This is a genomic window from Pseudomonas putida, assembly GCF_016406145.1.
Classification (GTDB): Bacteria; Pseudomonadota; Gammaproteobacteria; order Pseudomonadales; family Pseudomonadaceae; genus Aquipseudomonas; species Aquipseudomonas putida_E.
On sequence record NZ_CP066306.1, the window covers coordinates 282,069 to 301,160 of the forward strand.

Sequence of the window (19,092 nt, forward strand, 5' to 3'; positions counted from 1 at the left end):
CTCAAACCAATGCCGGGCCGGCGTCGTGGATGGCCCGCCCGGTACCGAGGAGTAAACATGGAAGCGCCTACCCACCACTTTTCCGAGCTGTTCAAGCAGTTGGGCTTGCCCGACGATCCTCAGAGTATCGATCAGTTCATCACCAGCCATTCACCGCTGAAAAACGAGATCAAGCTGGTGGATGCGCCGTTCTGGAGCGACTCCCAGCGTGCTTTTCTCAAGGAAAGTATCATTGAAGATTCCGATTGGGCAGTGCCCTTCGATCAACTCAACGAAGCATTGCGCCGCCCCCGAAAATAAAGCGCCGAGCGGCACCTGACGAGTGATCGGCCGTTGCTATGCTCAGGAAAACAATAAGGGGATATGCGCGATGAAAGATCCCTACGCACCAGGTTTCTGGTGCACCGTGACCATCCTGGGCACTCTGACGGCCGGTTACTTCTACGGTATCCGCCATACACACCAGATGAGCCAGGCTGTGCAGTTCCTGTACGCGGCGGCGGCAGTCGCGGCGGCGGTCGCGCTGCTGGGCCTGACCTGGATCGCCTGGCAGCAACTGCACCTGAACAAGCGCGAGGTGATCCAGGGGCGAACATTGCTCACCATCTGGAACACCAAGGTAGCGCTACGCCGGGTAGAGACGGTTTTCGACCGGTATTTCTGGGGCAGCTATTGGCATTCGGGGCGCACCTTCGAGGAAGTGATGGGCGAGCTCAAAGGCACCCCCCTGGAGCAAAGCCTGGATGCGCTAAAGCGCCAATGTCGGGCGCTGGACCGTGAGGTCCACGACCATCACCATCACTGGTTGGCCAATGCCCGCGACTTATCAAGTGTGGCCACGGCCATGGCACGCGAGCGTTATCAACTCGACCTGTGCGAGCCCTTGAGTAGTGGCCAGGGCAACACAGCAGTACTCAATCGTGACCTTGAAGTGCTGGTTTACACCTGGTCGGCGCGCCTGCGCAGCTTCGACCATCAGTTGGACGAACTGGAGCGCGCTTACCATTGAGGGTGGTCATTCGCCGCGGATGTACTGCTCCAGTTGCAGGATCAGGCTGGCCTGTTCGGCGATGGTTTCCTTGACCAGGTCGCCGATCGACAGCAGCCCGAGCAGCTCGCCATTACTGACCACTGGCAGGTGGCGCAGGTGGCGGTTGGTCATCAGGTTCATGCAGTACTCAAGATTCTGCTTGGGCTCCACCGTGACCACAGGTGCACTCATGATTTCCCGCACTGGCGTGGCCGCCGAAGAGCGCCCCTTGAGCACGAGCTTACGGGCATAGTCACGCTCGCTGACGATTCCCACTACCTGGTTGTTCTCCACCACCGGCAGCGCACCGACGTTTTTCTCCGCCAGCATTTTCAGGGCGTCGAGTACCGAGTCATCCGGGCCGATGGTGTAGACGGTCTGGTGCTGGGACTTGGTCTTGAGAATTTGTTCGACGTTCTTCATACAGGCCTCTGCGGATGGAAAAAACGGGCTCTTGGAGTAACTAAAGCATCCGGTAAGGTGGCTTGCACGGCAATGCAGGAAACGGCATCGAGTCGATTGAAAAACGTCATGGATGCGTCCTGCTCGATACGCTTACCAAGGGGCCGCTCTGCGGCCCATCGCCGGCAAGCCAGCACTCCCCATAGCTCAGGCTTACAGCTTCGGCATCTGCCCGATTCGCGCCACCATCTCGCTCACCACCTGCAAGTCCAGCATGAACTGCTCTACGGTCTTGAACTCGTTGTCATTGTGCCCGGTGTACTTCACGTCCGGCATTGCCAAGCCAAACTGCACGCCGTTGGGCAGGTCATGTACCGAGGTGGCGCCGGCTGAAGTGCCGAACGCGTGCTTCATGCCCAGGTTCTCGGTGGCCACGTCGAGCAGCGCCTTGACCCATTCGCCTTCCGGGTTGCGGTACATCGGTTCGTCAAGGCTATAGTCGAAGGCCACCGAGGTGTGGCTCTGGCGTGTCCAATTGCCGAGTTTGTCGGCCAATTCGTCCTTGATCGTCGCCAGCGATTTGCCTTTGGGGATGCGCAGGTTGACCGCAAGTTTCAGGCCTTTTTCATCCACGCCTACAAACGTCAGCGATGTCGTCAGCGGGCCCATGAACTCGTCCTCAAAGCCTATGCCGAGGTGTTTGCCCAGGTAGTCCAGCCCCCAGTTGTCGGCAGCGTAGCGTGCAGCATCGGTGAAGTGGTTGTGCTTGAGCGGCACCTGCGCGCCAAGGCCATTGATGAAGACCAGCATGCGCGCCACCGGATTGACCCCCGATTCCGGCTCGGAAGAATGCGCAGAAACACCTGTCACGGTAAGCAGTACGTTTTTGCCATCGACCTTGGCATCGATGCTGAAGTCGCCACCATTGCGCTTCACAAAGTCGGCACCTGCTTTTTCAAGCTGCGTTGCCAGTTGCGCCGGATTGTCGGCGGCCAGGGTGGCTACCGAGGTGGTCGGAATCTGGTTGGTGGCCAGCCCGCCGGTGAGGTGGGTGATCTCCGCTCCCTTGCCACTGCCTGGGCGTGTACTGAAACTGGCCATGACCGTGCCGTAGCCTTTTTCGGCTATCACAACCGGGTAACCGCCATCGAGCGCCAGATTGTAAGCGGGCGTGGGGTTGCGCTCGAAGTAGTAGGGGATGGCATCACCGCTGGTTTCCTCGGTGGTGTCGATGAGTAACTTGAACTGCCGGGCCAGCGGTAGGTTCTCGTCTTTCGCAACTTTAAGCGCGTAAAGCGCGACGACGATGCCGTTCTTGTCGTCTTCGGTGCCACGCCCGTACATGCGATCGCCCACCAAGGTGACCTTGAACGGGTCCAGGCGTGTACCGTCGGCCAGTTTCCAGTTGTCCGGGTTGACCGGCACGACGTCGGCGTGGGCATGGATGCCTACCACTTCCTGGCCGGCACCCAGCGAAACTTCGTAGACGCGGTTGTCGATATTGCGGAAGGTCAGGCCAAAGCCCTCGGCCAAAGCTTTGATCTTTTCAGCGATCTTGAGGAACTCGGGGTTCTCGTGCTGAGGGACACCGTCGACGCTGAAGGTGGGGATGGCCACCAGTTCACGCAGGGTATCGGTAGCAGCCTTGCCATACTTGATACGGGTATACAGGCCGAGCAGGCGGTTAATTTGGTTCTGCTGCTCGGCGTTGAGCGGCGTACCCGCCAGGTAGGTGTCGAGGGTGCCGTCCAGGTTGTCGGCTTTAGCCTGTTCGCTGGCCTTAAGCTTGCCGAGGAATTGCTTGAAGTCGCTTGGCTCGGTGCCGTCGAAGGCCTTGACGATCGCGGCGGACTGCTGCTGCGTAAGGTTGGCCTGGGCGGGTTGGGTGAACAGGCCGATGCTGGCCAGCAGCAGGGTAGTGGCAGTGAGCTTTTTCAAATGCATGGGTGTGCGCATTCCTTCGCAGGTCAGTGTCAATGGGATGCCCGTCGAGAAACGGGAAGGTGCCCACGCTAACATCAATGACCCATGGCACGGGAGTGCCAGAAACGCGATGTACTGCACAAACGAAAAAGCCCCGGGCGCATGCCCAGGGCTTTTTGATATGGCGCACTCGGCGGGATTCGAACCCACGACCCCTGCCTTCGGAGGGCAGTACTCTATCCAGCTGAGCTACGAGTGCAACGCGCACGCATGATACCCATCTGATTCGGTTGCGTCCATCGCCTTGATCTTGGTCCATTTTTCCTGATCCAGGCTCACTTGCGCGACGCACACCAGATTGCGCAATTTTTGCGCAATCACCTCCGCCCGGTGTCCACTCAGGCCGCCGATACCTATTTCGATATCCAGCCAGTCATCCTGCCGGCTGACCTGCACGCTGTGCGGCGTCAGAAACTGCAGGGCGAACAGGTTGAGTACCCGGCACAGGGTGTCCGGCTCGGCTTCGGCTTGCAGGCGATAGCACACGGTGCGGTGGTTACTGCTGGCGGCCCAGACATCGGTTCGGGGCAGGGGGCGTTCGAAAGGGTTCATGCTGGTCTCCGCAAGGTAGGGAGAAATTCTGGCAGGTTGATGACGGTATTTTTTCGCTATGATTTGACGAATTAGCCGTTCAGGCGAATTGATCAATTTGAAATATGCAAGCTTTGGGGGTTTTTAATGCAAAGCGAACTGGATGCGTATGATCGGCGGATTCTCGAGCTTCTTCAGGAGGATGCTTCACTGTCCAGCGCGCAGATTGCCGAGCGCGTAGGGCTGTCGCAGTCACCGTGCTGGCGCCGTATTCAGCGGCTCAAGGACGAGGGGGTGATCCGTGGGCAGGTCACCTTGCTTGATCGCAAGAAGGTCGGCCTGAACACGCAGATCTTTGCCGAGGTGAAACTGAACGCACATGGTCGCTCCAACTTCACCGAGTTCACCGAGGCGATCCGGGGCTTTCCCGAGGTGCTGGAATGTTATGTGCTGATGGGGTCAGTAGACTTCCTGTTGCGTATCGTCACACAGGATATCGAGGCTTATGAGCGGTTCTTCTTCGAAAAGCTGTCGAACGTGCCAGGGATTCAGGAGGTCAATTCCATTGTGGCGCTGTCGGAGATCAAGTCCACCACCAGCCTGCCGCTGATGCGCTGAGACTGTCGCCGGCAAGCCGGCCCCTACACGTCAACCACGGCTCTCGGGGCCGTGGCGATCGTAGGGCTTGCCGGCGATGATGCACAAGCGAATGTCAGGCCTTGAGCAGATGCTTCCAGCCACGGCTCTGATCAATCGCACGGGCCTGTTCCACGCGGGCCTCCAGCAGCTCGCCAGGCTCTTCGGCCAGTGGCAGCTCAGCCAGCTCAAGCAGCTTTTTCAGGTCGCCATACAGGCGGTCCATCTGCGGAGCCTCGAGCACATGGCGCGCATGGTGCAGCCAGGCCAGCAACTGTTCGATGCGCGGCAGTTGTTCTGCCAGGTCTTCCGGGCGTTGGGTGTAAAGCGGTAGCTTCAGCGCACGGCCTTCTTCGCCCAGCAGGTGTGCCACCCAGCTGGCCAGTTGCGCCTTGCCCTGGCGTTCGCCACGGCCCTTGCGCTCTGCGGTCCAGGCACGGGCCAGCAGCCAGCGTGATGTTTCCAGGGAAAATTGGCCCCAGCGCACGTCTTCGAGCTCTTCGAGGAACTGCTCTGGCGCGGCGCGACGGATGTCTTCGTCGTCATTGCCGGCCTGTACCAGCGGGCGCCAGTCTTCCAGCAGCGCGTCCAGGCTGGCGCGCAGGTCACGGGTGCTGGCACGCGGCGCGGCTTGGCCAAGGCTTGCGACCAGTGCACGCAGTTCTGCCAGGCACTGTACCCAGTCCTGCAGCAGGCGCCAGTGGCCATTGTGGCGGTATTGCTCGGCCAGGCGCTGGCTGCTGCCCAGCAGTTGCCAGGCAAGGGCAGCGAAGGCATCGTCGACTGGCATTTCGGCGTCCAGTTCGGTGCTTGGCAGGCCCAGTTCGTAGCTGTCCGGCTCCAGCAGGCGGTAACCGCGCTCGGCCTTGCTGATGTCGCACGGCATCAGGGGCAGGCTGGCGGCCAGCTCGGCGGCCAGCTCCAGCAGCGCTTCGGGGGCACCTTCGCGCAGTTCCAGCTCCAGCTCGCAGATCTCTTCCTTGCGTTTGCCGGCAATCACGAAGCCCTGGTCCAGCGCTGCCTCGATCACCACTTTGCTCTTGCCGCGGCCCCAGGCGATCTCAGCGAATTCGCGAGTGAAATCGGTGGTGAACAGCGGTTTGATGGATTTTTTGTCCAGTTCGGCCAGTTGCTCAGGCCAGCAGGTGGCGTCGAGCTTTTTCAGGTCGAGTTTGACTTTATCCAGGTGCCACTCGTATTCGTTGCGTTCGGACAGGCCGGCGACGCTTTGGCCACGGCACTTCAGGGTCTGGATGATCACCTCGCCGTCGCGGCGCAGGCGCAGCGCGACTCGGGCAGCAGAAAGGTCGCGCTCAGGGGTATCGAAGTACTGGTTGAGCAGCTCGCGGGTCTGCCAGCCGGACTTGTTGCGCTTTTTCAGCAGAGGGTGCTCGCGCAGTGCGGCCAGGGTGTCGCGGCTGGCGCGGAGCTTGAGTTCGGTTTCTTTGTGCATCGCAGGCTCGAAGAGGGGCGTGATTGCCGTGCAGTCTACAGCAGTGTGCCGGCAACGGTTTATTCCTTACGGCGGATGGCCCTATGATGGGCAATGCTTCCGAGGAGTTCGCGTATGTCGTTGCCCACGCTGAAAGACCAGTTTGCCGCTTTGATCGCCGCGCCCTCGGTCAGCTGCACCCAACCTGCACTGGACCAGTCCAACCGCCAGGTCATCGACCTGCTGGCAGGCTGGTTGGGCGACCTGGGGTTTAGCTGCGACATCCAGCAGGTCAGCCCAGGCAAGTTCAACCTGTTGGCCAGCCGTGGCACTGGGCCGGGCGGGCTTGTGCTGGCTGGCCACAGCGACACGGTGCCGTATGACGAGCAGTTGTGGACGAGCGACCCGCTCAAGCTGACCGAGGTCGATGGTCGCTGGGTGGGCCTGGGCAGCTGCGACATGAAGGGTTTTTTCGCCTTGATCATCGAAGCGGTGATTCCGTTGCTGGAGCATGACTTCAAGCAGCCGCTGCTGGTCCTCGCTACCTGCGACGAAGAAAGCTCGATGTCCGGTGCCCGCGCCTTGGCCGAGGCGGGTCAGCCGCTTGGCCGTGCGGCGGTCATCGGTGAGCCGACCGGTCTGCGCCCGATCCGCATGCACAAGGGGATCCTCATGGACCGCATCGACATTCTCGGGCGCAGCGGCCATTCCTCTGACCCAAGCCTTGGCCACAGCGCGCTGGAGGCCATGCACGCGGTGATGGGTGAGCTGATGGGCCTGCGCCGGCAATGGCAGGAAACCTACCGCAACCCGCAATTCACCGTGCCCACGCCGACCATGAACTTTGGCTGCATCCACGGTGGCGACAACCCCAACCGTATTTGCGGCCAGTGTGCCCTGGAGTTCGACCTGCGCCCACTGCCAGGCATGGATGTAGAGCAGTTGCGTGCAGCCATCCGTGAAAAGCTTCGACCGGTGGCCGAGCGCCATGAGGTGCGTATTGACTACGCGCCGCTGTTCCCCGAGGTGCCACCATTCGAGCAGGCGGCCGATGCCGAACTGGTGCAGGTGGCCGAGCGCTTGACCGGCCATCGCGCCGAAGCGGTGGCGTTCGGTACCGAAGCGCCTTATCTTCAGCAGCTGGGTTGTCAGACCATCGTTCTTGGCCCTGGCGACATTGCCTGCGCCCACCAGCCGGGCGAATACCTGGAAATGTCACGAATCGAGCCTACCGTGCGTCTATTGCGTGACCTGATCCGGCACTATTGCCTGAATTAAACGTCCACCCTGCTGATTCGTCTTTGCCTAGAGGAGACCGCGCGTGACCGCAAGCCTGTTCCGACGATGATCCTGAACGCCGTGTGATCCAACGTTCTCCGTCCACTTTATCCACAGGCCCTGTCATGCCCGATTACGTCAACTGGCTGCGTCATGCCTCCCCGTACATCAATGCCCATCGCGACTGCACCTTTGTGGTCATGCTCCCCGGCGATGGGGTAGAACATCCGAATTTCGGCAATATCGTCCATGACCTGGTTCTGCTGCACAGCCTGGGCGTGCGCCTGGTGCTGGTGCATGGCTCGCGCCCGCAGATCGAGAGCCGGCTGGCGGCCCGTGGCCTGACTCCGCACTACCACCATGGCCTGCGCATTACTGATGCGGCAACCCTGGACTGCGTGATCGACGCGGTGGGTGCCTTGCGCCTGGCCATCGAAGCACGCCTGTCGATGGACATCGCCGCCTCGCCGATGCAGGGCTCGCGCCTGCGCGTGGCCTGCGGCAACCTGGTGACCGCCCGTCCTATCGGCGTGCTCGAAGGGGTGGACTACCACCACACCGGTGAAGTACGGCGCATCGACCGCAAAGGCATCAGCCGCCTGCTCGACGAGCGCTCGATTGTGTTGCTTTCACCGCTGGGCTACTCGCCGACTGGTGAGATCTTCAACTTGGCCTGCGAAGATGTGGCCACCCGTGCTGCCATCGAATTGGGTGCCGACAAGCTGTTGCTGTTTGGCGCCGAGCCCGGGCTGCTGGATGAGAGCGGCAAGCTGGTGCGTGAATTGCGCCCGCAACAGGTCGCACCGCACCTGGCGCGGCTGGGTAGTGATTACCAAGGCGAGTTGCTCGATGCCGCCGCCGAGGCATGTAAGGGTGGCGTGGCGCGTAGCCACATCGTCAGCTATGCCGAGGACGGCGCACTGCTCACCGAACTGTTCACCCGCGGCGGTGGCGGCACGCTGGTGTCGCAGGAGCAGTTCGAAGTAGTGCGCGAGGCGACCATCGAGGATGTGGGGGGGTTGCTGGAACTGATCAGCCCGCTGGAAGAGCAGGGCATTCTGGTGCGGCGCTCACGTGAAGTGCTGGAGCGTGAGATCGAGCAGTTCAGCGTGGTCGAGCGCGAGGGCATGATCATCGCTTGCGCGGCGTTGTATCCGATTGCCGATTCTCAGGCGGGTGAGCTGGCGTGCCTGGCAGTGAACCCGGAGTACCGCCATGGCGGGCGCGGTGACGAGCTGCTGGAGAGGATCGAGAGCCGGGCGCGGGCTTTGGGGTTGAATACCTTGTTCGTGCTTACCACCCGGACCGCGCACTGGTTCCGCGAGCGTGGCTTTGCCCCCAGTGGGGTAGAGCGGCTGCCGTCGGCGCGAGCATCACTGTACAACTACCAGCGCAATTCGAAGATTTTCGAAAAGTCTCTGTAAGCCAGGGAATCGAGTGCCCTGCCAACCAACGAAAAACGCCGCCCCAGAGGGCGGCGTTTTCATTTACACGGTATGCAGATACCAGTTGTACTCGAGGTCGGAGATCGAATGCTCGAACTCCTCCAGCTCGCTCTCCTTGCACGCGACGAAGATGTCGATGTACTTCGGATCGATGTACTTGTTCAGGATCTCGCTGTCGTCCAGCTCGCGCAGAGCATCGCGCAGGTTGTTCGGCAGGCTCTGCTCCAGCTGCTCGTACGAGTTGCCTTCGATCGGCTCACCCGGCTCGACCTTGTTGGTCAGACCATGGTGCACACCAGCCAGCACGGCGGCCATCATCAGGTACGGGTTGGCGTCGGCGCCGGCCACGCGGTGCTCAAGGCGTACTGCGTCGGGCGAGCCGGTCGGCACGCGCAGGGCTACGGTGCGGTTGTCCAGGCCCCAGCTCGGCGCGTTCGGCACGTAGAACTGAGCGCCAAAGCGACGATACGAGTTGACGTTCGGGCAAAGGAACGCCATCGACGCAGGCAGGGTCTCGAGCACACCGCCGACAGCGTGACGTAGCGCGGCGTTCTGCTCGGGATCCTCGCTGGTGAAGATGTTGTTGCCATCCTTGTCCAGCACGGAAATGTGTACATGCAGGCCGTTGCCTGCCTGGCCCGGGTAGGGCTTGGCCATGAACGTGGTATCCATTTCATGGTCGTAGGCGATGTTCTTGATCAGGCGCTTGAGCAGCACTGCATAGTCACAGGCCTTGAGCGGGTCGGGGACGTGGTGCAGGTTGACTTCGAACTGTGCCGGGGCGCTTTCCTTGACGATGGCGTCGGCCGGAATGCCTTGCTCCTTGGCGCCTTCGAGGATGTCCTGCAGGCAATCGGCGTATTCGTCGAGATCGTCGATCAGGTACACCTGGGTCGACTGCGGGCGCTTGCCCGAGATCGGTGAGCGTGGTGGCTGCGGGCGGCCGTTCACGTTCTCCTGGTCGATCAGGTAGAACTCCAGTTCGAACGCGGCGCAGATGGTCAGGCCCAGGTCGTCGAACTTGCTCACCACCTGACGCAGCACTTCACGAGGGTCGGCGAAGAAAGGCTCGCCTTCAAGCTCGTGCATGGTCATCAGCAGCTGTGCGGTTGGGCGTTTCTGCCACGGCTCGTTACAGAGCGTATCCGGGATCGGATAGCAGATGCGGTCAGCATCGCCGATGTCCAGGCCAAGCCCGGTGCTTTCGACGGTGGAACCGTTGATATCGAGGGCGAAGAGGGAGGCCGGCAGGTTGATGCCTTTCTCGTAAACCTTGTGGAGGCTGGTGCGCTCTATGCGCTTGCCGCGCACCACACCATTCATATCTGCAATCAGAAGGTCAACGTAGAGAACCTCAGGATGTTCCTTAAGGAACGCGTTCGCTTCGTTAAGCTGAACGGCACGCGGGGGTACCGACATGATGCAACACCTTTGTTGTTAAAAATATCAATCAAGGGGGGCTTGCAGGACCAGTCAATCGAAAAGCCTTACTGATGTCAAGCCAACCCCATGATGCCCTGAAATGGCACATCGACGGCAGATTTGCTGCATATCGGGGCGTGCCATTATCCGCTATTTCCCTGTCATAGGGCTATCTCCGACATGCCGTGTTTTATTTTTTACGGAGGTGTTGTGTAAAAAAATGAACAAGGCTAAGCTCGGTCTCAACCCAAAACACAATAATACGAGGGTCACATGGTCCGCTTGTCGCGACCTGAAAGCGCTGCCTGTGCAGCGCGCTCGGGTATCCCTGCCGTTCCGGCACGCATCAATTGCGCTGTGGTCGCACTGGCCGCAATAATTGACGCCTTGCGCTTCTGGACCACCCCTCGTAGCGCCGTTTCGCTTCCTTTCTTGTATTCCTGCCCTTCGAACTCATTACGGACACGCTTGTTTCCAGTGTATCCACTGTGCTCCTGCGTGGGGGTTTTTGCTTTAGCAACCCACTCCATCCAGAATCAATGCGCGGACCACATTACCTCCTGAGGTATCTATGAGTAACAACCTCGACCAGCTCACCGATTGGTTGAAAGAGCACAAGATCACCGAAGTCGAATGCCTGATCAGTGACCTGACCGGCATTACCCGCGGCAAGATCTCGCCAACCAACAAGTTCATCGCCGAAAAAGGCATGCGCCTGCCCGAGAGCGTGTTGCTGCAGACCGTGACCGGCGATTACGTCGATGACGACATCTATTACGAACTGCTCGACCCGGCCGACATCGACATGATCTGTCGGCCCGATGAAAACGCTGTGTTCCTCGTGCCGTGGGCCATCGAGCCTACCGCCCAGGTGATTCACGATACCTACGACAAGAAGGGCAACCCGGTCGAGCTGTCGCCGCGCAACGTACTGAAGAAAGTCCTGCAGCTGTATGCCGACAAGGGCTGGCAACCGATCGTCGCGCCAGAGATGGAGTTCTACCTGACCAAGCGCAGCGAGGACCCGGACTTCCCGCTGCAGCCGCCGGTAGGTCGTTCTGGCCGCCCGGAAACCGGCCGTCAGTCGTTCTCCATCGAAGCTGCCAACGAATTCGACCCGCTGTTCGAGGACGTCTACGACTGGTGCGAGCTGCAGCAGCTGGACCTTGACACCCTGATTCACGAAGACGGCACGGCGCAGATGGAGATCAACTTCCGTCACGGCAACGCCCTGCATCTGGCCGACCAGATCCTGGTGTTCAAGCGCACCATGCGCGAAGCGGCGCTCAAGCACAATGTGGCCGCCACGTTCATGGCCAAGCCCATGACCGGCGAGCCGGGCAGCGCCATGCACCTGCACCAGAGCGTGGTCGATTCGGTCACCGGCAAGAACATCTTCAGCAATGAAGACGGCAGCATGAGCGAGCTGTTCCTGCACCACATCGGTGGCCTGCAGAAGTTCATCCCCGAGGCGCTGCCGCTGTTTGCCCCGAACGTCAACTCGTTCCGCCGCTTCCTGCCAGACACTTCGGCCCCGGTGAACGTCGAGTGGGGCGAGGAAAACCGCACCGTCGGCTTGCGCGTACCGGATGCTGGCCCACAGAACCGTCGCGTCGAGAACCGCCTGCCAGGCGCCGATGCCAACCCTTACCTGGCCATCGCTGCGAGCTTGCTGTGCGGCTACATCGGCATGGTCGAAGGCATTGCCGCCAGCGCGCCGGTGCAGGGGCGCGGCTACGAGCGGCGCAACCTGCGCCTGCCGCTGACCATCGAGGACGCCTTGGAACGCATGGAAGTCAGCCGCGCGCTGACCCAATACCTGGGCAAAAAATTCATCACCGGTTACGTCGCTACCAAGCGCGCCGAGCATGAGAATTTCAAGCGTGTCATCAGCTCCTGGGAGCGTGAGTTCCTGCTGTTTGCTGTGTGATCAACCCCTGAGGCCGCCCGCCGGCGGCCTGTGGACCCTGGAGAAGCACATGAGCGTCAAAAACCCGCAAACCCGTGACTGGCAAACCCTGAGCGGCGAGCACCACCTTGCACCTTTCAGTGACTACAAGCAGCTGAAGGAAAAGGGGCCGCGCATTATCACCAAGGCGCAGGGTGTGCATTTGTGGGACAGCGAGGGGCACAAGATCCTCGACGGCATGGCCGGCCTGTGGTGCGTCGCGGTGGGTTATGGCCGTGAAGAGCTGGTGCAGGCTGCCGAAAAGCAGATGCGCGAACTGCCGTACTACAACCTGTTCTTCCAGACGGCCCACCCGCCTGCGCTGGAGCTGGCCAAGGCCATCACCGACGTAGCGCCCGAAGGCATGACCCATGTGTTCTTCACAGGCTCCGGCTCCGAAGGCAATGACACCGTGCTGCGCATGGTCCGCCACTACTGGGCGCTCAAGGGCAAGCCGCAGAAGCAGACCATCATCGGCCGTATCAACGGCTACCACGGCTCGACCGTCGCCGGTGCGAGCCTGGGCGGCATGAGCGGCATGCACGAACAGGGCGGTCTGCCGATCCCGGGCATCGTGCATATTCCGCAACCGTACTGGTTCGGTGAAGGCGGCGACATGAGCCCGGACGATTTCGGGGTGTGGGCGGCCGAGCAATTGGAGAAGAAAATTCTGGAAGTGGGTGAGGACAACGTCGCGGCCTTCATCGCCGAGCCGATCCAGGGTGCCGGCGGCGTGATCATCCCGCCAGAAACCTACTGGCCCAAGGTCAAGGAGATCCTCGCCAAGTACGACATTCTGTTCGTCGCTGACGAAGTGATCTGCGGTTTTGGCCGTACCGGCGAGTGGTTCGGCTCCGACTACTACGATCTCAAGCCCGACCTGATGACCATCGCCAAAGGCCTCACTTCCGGTTACATCCCCATGGGCGGTGTGATCGTGCGTGACAAGGTGGCCAAGGTGCTCAGCGAAGGCGGAGACTTCAACCACGGTTTCACCTATTCCGGCCACCCGGTGGCGGCTGCGGTAGGCCTGGAAAACCTGCGCATCCTGCGCGAGGAGAAGATCGTCGAGAAGGTCCGTACGGAAGTGGCACCCTACTTGCAAAAACGTCTGCGTGAGCTGCAGGACCACCCGCTGGTGGGCGAGGTACGCGGCCTGGGCCTGCTCGGCGCGATCGAGCTGGTCAAGGACAAGGCCTCCCGCAGCCGGTACGAAGGCAAGGGTGTTGGCATGGTGTGCCGCAATTTCTGCTTCGACAACGGCCTGATCATGCGCGCGGTGGGTGACACCATGATCATCGCTCCGCCCTTGGTGATCAGCCATGCAGAGGTGGACGAGCTGGTGGAAAAGGCGCGCAAGTGCCTGGACCTGACCCTCGAAGCGATCCGTTGAGCGCCTGCTAGGCTAGCGATGTGACATTAAGTCGTTACAAGGGGATGGTTTCCTTGAAACAGCGCCTTGTAACTTGCCAGACTAGCGGCTGTTTCAGTCGCCCGGCGCTCTGCACGGTAGGTTCTGGCTGCTGAACAGATGGCTAAATAAAAAATTCTGGAGCATGACGCATGAAGAAAATGGGCAAGACGTTGCTGGCCGCCGCCCTGATGGGTGCCATGGCCACCGCTGTACAGGCTGAAGACAAGGTGTTGAACGTCTACAACTGGTCGGACTACATCGCTCCGGACACCATCGCGAAGTTCGAAAAACAGACAGGCATCAAGGTCAAGTACGACGTCTTCGACAGCAACGAAACCCTGGAAGCCAAGCTGCTGGCGGGCAAGTCCGGCTATGACGTGGTCGTACCGTCCAACAACTTCCTGGCCAAGCAGATCAAGGCGGGGGTCTACGAAGAGCTCGACCGCTCCAAGCTGCCGAACTGGAAGAACCTCGACGAAGACCTGCTCAAGGCCGTCGGTGACGCCAGCGACAAAGGCAACAAGCACGCTTTCCCTTACATGTGGGGCTCGATCGGTATCGGCTACAACCCGGAGAAGGTCAAGGCCGCGCTGGGCGTCGACAAGATCGATTCGTGGGACGTCGTGTTCAAGCCTGAGAACATCGCCAAGCTCAAGAGCTGCGGTGTGAGCTTCCTCGACGCGCCGACCGAAATGCTGCCGGCCGCGCTGCACTACCTGGGCCTGCCTAGCGACAGCACCAAGAAAGAAGACCTGAAGGCGGCCGAGGACCTGTTCCTGAAGATTCGTCCTTCGATCACCTACTTCCACTCGTCCAAATACATCGGCGACATGGCCAACGGCAACATCTGCGTGGCCGTGGGTTACTCGGGTGACCTTGAGCAATCCAAGGCCCGCGCCCATGAAGCCGGCGACAAGGTCAAGGTCGATTACGTCATTCCTAAAGAAGGCGCCGGTACCTTCTACGACATGGTCGCCATCCCCAAGGATGCCGAGCACAAGGAAGCCGCCTACAAGTTCATGGACTTCCTGATGCAGCCGGAGATCATGGCTGAGATCACCAACGCCGTACGCTTCCCGAACGGTAACGCTGCTGCGACCCCGTTCGTGGACAAGGACATCACCAGCGACCCGAGCATCTATCCGCCTGCTGACGTGAAAAAGCACCTGTACGCGATCGCCGCGCCAGAAGCTGCTGCCCAGCGCCTGATCACCCGCAGCTGGACCAAGATCAAGTCGGGTAAATAAGCCCGATGCAGTACCTCTGGGCCGGGGTTTTCCGGCCCAGAGCCGGTGAATGGCAATTGATGATTGCGGCATCGTGGCTGCGAAGGTAAGTTGCGCGCCGGTTTTGCGTGCGTGGCAGCGCTGCGCCGTTACCAAGGCACTGATTGTGAGGACCACCCACTTGTCTATTTCTGTATTACGCAAAGCCTTGATGGCTGGAGCGGGCCTGACGCTGGCATGCAGCGTCCAAGCGGCGCCTACGGTGCACTTTTATAACTGGTCCGACTACATTGGCCCGACCACGCTCGAAGACTTCGAGAAAGCCACGGGTATCAAACCTGTGCAGGACGTGTTCGACTCCAACGAAACCCTGGAAGGCAAGCTGCTGGCCGGCAACACCGGCTATGACGTGGTAGTGCCGTCTAACCATTTTCTCGGCAAGCAGATCAAGGCGGGCGCGTTCCAGAAGCTCGACAAGAACCTGCTGCCCAATTATTCCAACCTGGACCCGGCGTTGATGAAGCGCCTGGAAAAGAACGACCCAGGCAACCAGTACGCCGTGCCTTACCTGTGGGGCACCAATGGCATCGGCTACAACGTCGACAAGGTCAAGGCGGCACTGGGCGTGGACACCATCGATTCCTGGGCCGTGCTGTTCGAGCCCGAGAACATGAAGAAGCTCTCCCAATGCGGCGTGGCCTTCCTGGACTCGGCGGATGAAATGCTGCCAGCGGTGCTCAACTATATGGGGCTGGACCCCAACAGCACCAACCCCAAGGACTACGAGAAGGCCGAGCAGAAGCTGCTGGCGGTACGCCCGTACGTGACCTACTTCCACTCGTCCAAGTACATCACGGACCTGGCCAACGGCGACATCTGCGTCGCGGCAGGTTTTTCCGGCGATGTGTTCCAGGCCAAGGCCCGCGCTGAAGAAGCGGAGAAAGGCGTGAACCTGGCCTACGCGATTCCCAAGGAAGGCGGCAACCTCTGGTTCGACGTGCTGGCAGTCCCCAAGGACGCCAAGAACGTCAAAGAGGCTCACGCCTTCATCAACTATTTGCTGAAACCTGAGGTTATCGCCCAGGTCAGTGATTACGTCGGTTACGCCAACCCGAACCCCAAGGCTGGCGACCTGATGGACCAGGCCGTGAGGACTGACGCCGCGGTTTACCCACCGCAGGAAGTGCTGGACAAGATGTTCGTCAACAGTGAGTTGCCACCCAAGGTGCAACGTTTGATGACCCGCAGCTGGACCAAGGTCAAGTCGGGCAAGTAACAATCCAGGCCCGTCGCCAAAGCAGGGGCGGGCACACAAATCTTGTTGGGAGTTTCACTCATGGCAGTTGCCTCCGGTGCCTATAAGAAAGCCCTCGAGGGTGGCCAGCAACCCAAGCAGGTGTTGGTCAAGATCGACCGGGTCACAAAAAAATTCGACGAAACGGTAGCGGTGGACGATGTGTCGCTGGAGATCCGCAAGGGCGAAATCTTCGCCCTGCTCGGTGGCTCCGGTTCGGGCAAGTCGACCTTGCTGCGCATGCTGGCCGGTTTCGAGCGCCCGACTGAAGGGCGTATTTTCCTCGATGGCGTAGACATCACCGACATGCCGCCCTACGAGCGGCCGATCAACATGATGTTCCAGTCCTACGCGCTGTTCCCGCACATGACCGTAGCGCAGAACATCGCCTTCGGCTTGCAGCAGGACCGGATGCCCAAGGCCGAAATCGATGCCCGCGTGGCCGAGATGCTCAAGCTGGTGCACATGACCCAGTACGCCAAGCGCAAGCCGCACCAGCTCTCCGGTGGTCAGCGTCAGCGTGTGGCCTTGGCCCGTTCGCTGGCCAAGCGCCCCAAGCTGTTGCTGCTCGATGAGCCAATGGGGGCGCTGGACAAGAAACTGCGTTCGCAGATGCAGCTGGAGCTGGTCGAGATCATCGAGCGCGTGGGCGTGACCTGCGTGATGGTGACCCACGATCAGGAAGAGGCCATGACCATGGCCCAGCGCATTGCCATCATGCACCTGGGCTGGATTGCTCAGATCGGTTCACCTGTGGATATTTATGAGACGCCCACCAGCCGCCTGGTGTGCGAGTTCATCGGTAACGTCAACCTGTTCGAGGCCGAAGTGATTGACGATGCCGAAGGCCATGCGCTGATCGCCTCGCCGGAGCTCGAGCGCAAGATCTACGTTGGCCACGGTGTGTCCACTTCGGTTGAAGACAAGCACATTACCTACGCCCTGCGCCCGGAAAAAATGCTGGTGACTACCGAGCAGCCGGATTTCGAGCACAACTGGTCACGCGGCAAGGTCCATGATATCGCCTACCTGGGTGGCCACTCGGTGTTTTACGTCGAGCTGCCCAGCGGCAAGGTGGTCCAGTCTTTCGTCGCCAACGCCGAGCGCCAGGGCACCCGCCCGACCTGGGGCGATGAAGTGTACGTCTGGTGGGAAGACGACAGCGGCGTGGTACTGCGGTCATGAAACTGCGCAAGCTCAAGCGAGCCTTCCAGCGCCTTATCCCCGAGGGGCGGCACCTGGTGATCGGCGTGCCGTTCATCTGGCTGTTCCTGTTCTTCATGCTGCCGTTCTTCATTGTTTTGAAGATCAGCTTTGCCGAAGCCGACGTGGCGATCCCGCCCTATACCGAGATCTACAGCTACGTCGAAGACAAGGTGCAGCTGGTAATCAACCTGGCCAACTATGGCCTGTTGACCGAGGATGAGCTGTACATCTCGGCCTATCTGGGCTCGCTGAAGATGGCCTTCATCAGCACCGTGCTGTGCCTGCTGATCGGCTACCCGATGGCCTATTCGATTGCCAACGCACGCAAGGAAACCCAGACCGTGCTGTTGCTGCTGATCATGATGCCGACCTGGACCGCGATCCTGATCCGCGTCTATGCCTGGATGGGCATCCTCAGCAACAACGGCCTGCTCAATGGGTTCCTGATGTGGACCGGGCTGATCGACCAGCCGCTGCAGATCCTCAACACCAACCTGGCGGTGTATATCGGCGTGGTCTATTCGTACCTGCCGTTCATGATCCTGCCGCTGTTCGCCAACCTGGTAAAGCACGACCAGAGTCTGCTCGAAGCCGCATCGGACCTGGGTTCGAGCACCTTCAACAGCTTCTGGAAGATTACCGTGCCGCTGTCGAAAAACGGCATTATCGCCGGCTGCATGCTGGTGTTCATCCCGGTGGTGGGCGAGTTCGTCATTCCGGAACTGCTAGGCGGCCCGGAAACCCTGATGATCGGTAAGGTGCTGTGGCAAGAGTTCTTCAACAACCGTGACTGGCCGGTGGCATCTGCCCTGGCGGTGGTGATGCTGGCGATCCTGATCGTACCGATCCTGCTGTTCAACCGTAGCCAGGCCAAAGAGATGGAGGGCAGGGCATGAAGCGCTTCAGTTTCTCCAAGCTGATGCTGGTGCTCGGCTTGCTGTTCATCTACCTGCCGATGCTGATCCTGGTGATCTATTCGTTCAACGCATCCAAGCTGGTAACGGTGTGGGGCGGCTGGTCGATCAAGTGGTACGTCGGCCTGCTCGACAACACCCAGCTCATGGGTTCGGTGATGCGCTCGCTGGAGATCGCCTGCTACACGGCGGTGGCGGCGGTGGCTTTGGGTACCCTGGCAGCCTTTGTGCTGACCCGGGTCACCCGCTTCAAGGGCCGCACGCTGTTCGGTGGCCTGGTCACTGCACCGCTGGTGATGCCTGAAGTGATCACCGGCCTGTCGCTGTTGCTGCTGTTCGTGGCCATGGCGCAGATGATCGGTTGGCCGCAGGAACGGGGCGTGGTCACCATCTGGATCGCCCACACCACGTTCTGCGCGGCTTATGTGGCGGTAGTGGTGTCGGCGCGCCTGCGCGAGCTGGACCTGTCGATCGAAGAAGCGGCCATGGACCTGGGTGCCAAGCCGTGGAAGGTGTTCTTTCTGATCACCATCCCGATGATCGCCCCATCGCTGGCGGCGGGCGGCATGATGTCGTTCGCCCTTTCGCTGGATGACCTGGTACTGGCCAGCTTCGTGTCCGGGCCTGGTTCGACCACCTTGCCGATGGAAGTGTTCTCCGCTGTGCGCCTGGGCGTTAAGCCGGAGATCAACGCCGTGGCCAGCCTGATCCTGCTGTCGGTGTCGTTGGTGACCTTCATGGTCTGGTACTTCAGCCGCCGCGCCGAAGAGCATCGCCGCAAGGCGATTCAGCAGGCGATCGAAGAGGGTGCTGCGGCCAGCGTGTCGCAGCCGCAGATCAAGCGCCCGACGGCAGCCGCTGCGTCGGCCTGAGCGCGGTAGTCGCGGGCAAGCCCGCTTCCACAGGTAGGTTGCACGCCGCGAGGGCTGCA

General features: G+C 60.6%; 18 protein-coding genes and 1 tRNA gene. 12 read left to right on the top strand and 7 right to left on the bottom strand.

Annotated elements, in window-relative coordinates; translation table 11 throughout:
• Positions 1-57: 57 nt before the first annotated feature.
• Positions 58-300, top strand: coding sequence for a DUF2789 domain-containing protein (locus JET17_RS01345; protein WP_012312217.1), 243 nt, complete (start codon positions 58-60; stop codon positions 298-300).
• Positions 301-370: 70 nt separating this feature from the next.
• The gene (locus JET17_RS01350; RefSeq protein ID WP_012312218.1) at positions 371-1,009 is read left to right on the top strand and encodes a hypothetical protein; all 639 of its coding nucleotides are present in this window, start codon (positions 371-373) and stop codon (positions 1,007-1,009) included.
• A 6-nt stretch (positions 1,010-1,015) separates the two neighbouring features.
• On the opposite strand, the gene JET17_RS01355 is transcribed toward JET17_RS01350, so the two are convergent.
• From JET17_RS01355 to JET17_RS01370, 4 genes are all read right to left on the bottom strand, one after another.
• Complete coding sequence (locus JET17_RS01355; protein WP_012312219.1) at positions 1,016-1,453, bottom strand: CBS domain-containing protein; 438 nt, start codon at positions 1,451-1,453, stop codon at positions 1,016-1,018.
• A gap of 192 nt (positions 1,454-1,645) precedes the next feature.
• Entirely contained in the window at positions 1,646-3,376 is a 1,731-nt protein-coding gene (locus JET17_RS01360; RefSeq protein WP_012312220.1) for a dipeptidase, read from the bottom strand.
• A gap of 161 nt (positions 3,377-3,537) precedes the next feature.
• Positions 3,538-3,614 (bottom strand) — tRNA-Arg (locus tag JET17_RS01365).
• Positions 3,605-3,967 carry a hypothetical protein gene (locus JET17_RS01370; RefSeq protein WP_012312221.1) on the bottom strand — a complete coding sequence of 121 codons (363 nt, stop codon included), beginning with the start codon at positions 3,965-3,967 and terminating at the stop codon, positions 3,605-3,607. Before JET17_RS01370 ends, JET17_RS01365 begins: the two co-directional genes overlap by 10 nt.
• Before the next feature lie 126 nt (positions 3,968-4,093).
• On the opposite strand from JET17_RS01370, the gene JET17_RS01375 reads away from it, so the two are divergent.
• A complete protein-coding gene (locus JET17_RS01375; protein WP_012312222.1) occupies positions 4,094-4,564 on the top strand; it encodes an Lrp/AsnC family transcriptional regulator in 471 nt (156 codons plus the stop codon).
• A 94-nt stretch (positions 4,565-4,658) separates the two neighbouring features.
• Here JET17_RS01375 and JET17_RS01380 read toward each other — a convergent pair whose 3' ends face one another.
• Positions 4,659-6,035 carry an inorganic triphosphatase gene (locus tag JET17_RS01380; RefSeq protein ID WP_012312223.1) on the bottom strand — a complete coding sequence of 459 codons (1,377 nt, stop codon included), beginning with the start codon at positions 6,033-6,035 and terminating at the stop codon, positions 4,659-4,661.
• Between the two features lie 114 nt (positions 6,036-6,149).
• Here JET17_RS01380 and argE point away from each other — a divergent pair, with 114 nt between their 5' ends.
• Positions 6,150-7,292 (top strand): acetylornithine deacetylase, encoded by a 1,143-nt coding sequence (gene argE, locus JET17_RS01385; RefSeq protein WP_012312224.1) that lies wholly within the window; start codon positions 6,150-6,152, stop codon positions 7,290-7,292.
• 125 nt (positions 7,293-7,417) lie between these two features.
• Entirely contained in the window at positions 7,418-8,716 is a 1,299-nt protein-coding gene (argA, locus tag JET17_RS01390; protein WP_012312225.1) for an amino-acid N-acetyltransferase, read from the top strand.
• Between the two features lie 63 nt (positions 8,717-8,779).
• On the opposite strand, the gene JET17_RS01395 is transcribed toward argA, so the two are convergent.
• Both JET17_RS01395 and JET17_RS01400 read right to left on the bottom strand, forming a co-directional pair.
• The gene (locus JET17_RS01395; protein WP_012312226.1) at positions 8,780-10,156 is read right to left on the bottom strand and encodes a glutamine synthetase family protein; all 1,377 of its coding nucleotides are present in this window, start codon (positions 10,154-10,156) and stop codon (positions 8,780-8,782) included.
• Between the two features lie 272 nt (positions 10,157-10,428).
• Positions 10,429-10,689 (bottom strand): hypothetical protein, encoded by a 261-nt coding sequence (locus JET17_RS01400; protein ID WP_042111067.1) that lies wholly within the window; start codon positions 10,687-10,689, stop codon positions 10,429-10,431.
• A gap of 41 nt (positions 10,690-10,730) precedes the next feature.
• Here JET17_RS01400 and JET17_RS01405 point away from each other — a divergent pair, with 41 nt between their 5' ends.
• From JET17_RS01405 to JET17_RS01435, 7 genes are all read left to right on the top strand, one after another.
• Positions 10,731-12,089 carry a glutamine synthetase family protein gene (locus JET17_RS01405; RefSeq protein ID WP_012312227.1) on the top strand — a complete coding sequence of 453 codons (1,359 nt, stop codon included), beginning with the start codon at positions 10,731-10,733 and terminating at the stop codon, positions 12,087-12,089.
• A gap of 49 nt (positions 12,090-12,138) precedes the next feature.
• On the top strand, positions 12,139-13,500 hold the full coding sequence (locus tag JET17_RS01410; protein WP_012312228.1) for an aspartate aminotransferase family protein: 1,362 nt from the start codon (positions 12,139-12,141) through the stop codon (positions 13,498-13,500).
• A 170-nt stretch (positions 13,501-13,670) separates the two neighbouring features.
• Positions 13,671-14,768: a polyamine ABC transporter substrate-binding protein gene (locus JET17_RS01415; RefSeq protein WP_012312229.1), complete on the top strand. Its 1,098-nt coding sequence runs from the start codon at positions 13,671-13,673 to the stop codon at positions 14,766-14,768.
• 160 nt (positions 14,769-14,928) lie between these two features.
• Complete coding sequence (locus tag JET17_RS01420) at positions 14,929-16,023, top strand: polyamine ABC transporter substrate-binding protein (protein WP_042111859.1); 1,095 nt, start codon at positions 14,929-14,931, stop codon at positions 16,021-16,023.
• Between the two features lie 60 nt (positions 16,024-16,083).
• Complete coding sequence (potA, locus tag JET17_RS01425; protein ID WP_012312231.1) at positions 16,084-17,226, top strand: polyamine ABC transporter ATP-binding protein; 1,143 nt, start codon at positions 16,084-16,086, stop codon at positions 17,224-17,226.
• A 35-nt stretch (positions 17,227-17,261) separates the two neighbouring features.
• Positions 17,262-18,143 (top strand): ABC transporter permease subunit, encoded by an 882-nt coding sequence (locus JET17_RS01430; protein WP_172655290.1) that lies wholly within the window; start codon positions 17,262-17,264, stop codon positions 18,141-18,143.
• Positions 18,140-19,033: an ABC transporter permease subunit gene (locus tag JET17_RS01435; RefSeq protein WP_012312233.1), complete on the top strand. Its 894-nt coding sequence runs from the start codon at positions 18,140-18,142 to the stop codon at positions 19,031-19,033. Before JET17_RS01430 ends, JET17_RS01435 begins: the two co-directional genes overlap by 4 nt.
• The last annotated feature ends 59 nt before the right edge of the window (positions 19,034-19,092 follow it).

Bases quoted from the DNA above. Each gene is read 5' to 3' on its own strand.
- JET17_RS01345 (WP_012312217.1), top strand. From the start codon at position 58: ATGGAAGCGCCTACCCACCACTTTTCCGAGCTGTTCAAGCAGTTGGGC.
- JET17_RS01350 (WP_012312218.1), top strand. From the start codon at position 371: ATGAAAGATCCCTACGCACCAGGTTTCTGGTGCACCGTGACCATCCTG.
- JET17_RS01355 (WP_012312219.1), bottom strand. From the start codon at position 1,453: ATGAAGAACGTCGAACAAATTCTCAAGACCAAGTCCCAGCACCAGACC.
- JET17_RS01360 (WP_012312220.1), bottom strand. From the start codon at position 3,376: ATGCATTTGAAAAAGCTCACTGCCACTACCCTGCTGCTGGCCAGCATC.
- JET17_RS01370 (WP_012312221.1), bottom strand. From the start codon at position 3,967: ATGAACCCTTTCGAACGCCCCCTGCCCCGAACCGATGTCTGGGCCGCC.
- JET17_RS01375 (WP_012312222.1), top strand. From the start codon at position 4,094: ATGCAAAGCGAACTGGATGCGTATGATCGGCGGATTCTCGAGCTTCTT.
- JET17_RS01380 (WP_012312223.1), bottom strand. From the start codon at position 6,035: ATGCACAAAGAAACCGAACTCAAGCTCCGCGCCAGCCGCGACACCCTG.
- argE (WP_012312224.1), top strand. From the start codon at position 6,150: ATGTCGTTGCCCACGCTGAAAGACCAGTTTGCCGCTTTGATCGCCGCG.
- argA (WP_012312225.1), top strand. From the start codon at position 7,418: ATGCCCGATTACGTCAACTGGCTGCGTCATGCCTCCCCGTACATCAAT.
- JET17_RS01395 (WP_012312226.1), bottom strand. From the start codon at position 10,156: ATGTCGGTACCCCCGCGTGCCGTTCAGCTTAACGAAGCGAACGCGTTC.
- JET17_RS01400 (WP_042111067.1), bottom strand. From the start codon at position 10,689: ATGGAGTGGGTTGCTAAAGCAAAAACCCCCACGCAGGAGCACAGTGGA.
- JET17_RS01405 (WP_012312227.1), top strand. From the start codon at position 10,731: ATGAGTAACAACCTCGACCAGCTCACCGATTGGTTGAAAGAGCACAAG.
- JET17_RS01410 (WP_012312228.1), top strand. From the start codon at position 12,139: ATGAGCGTCAAAAACCCGCAAACCCGTGACTGGCAAACCCTGAGCGGC.
- JET17_RS01415 (WP_012312229.1), top strand. From the start codon at position 13,671: ATGAAGAAAATGGGCAAGACGTTGCTGGCCGCCGCCCTGATGGGTGCC.
- potA (WP_012312231.1), top strand. From the start codon at position 16,084: ATGGCAGTTGCCTCCGGTGCCTATAAGAAAGCCCTCGAGGGTGGCCAG.
- JET17_RS01435 (WP_012312233.1), top strand. From the start codon at position 18,140: ATGAAGCGCTTCAGTTTCTCCAAGCTGATGCTGGTGCTCGGCTTGCTG.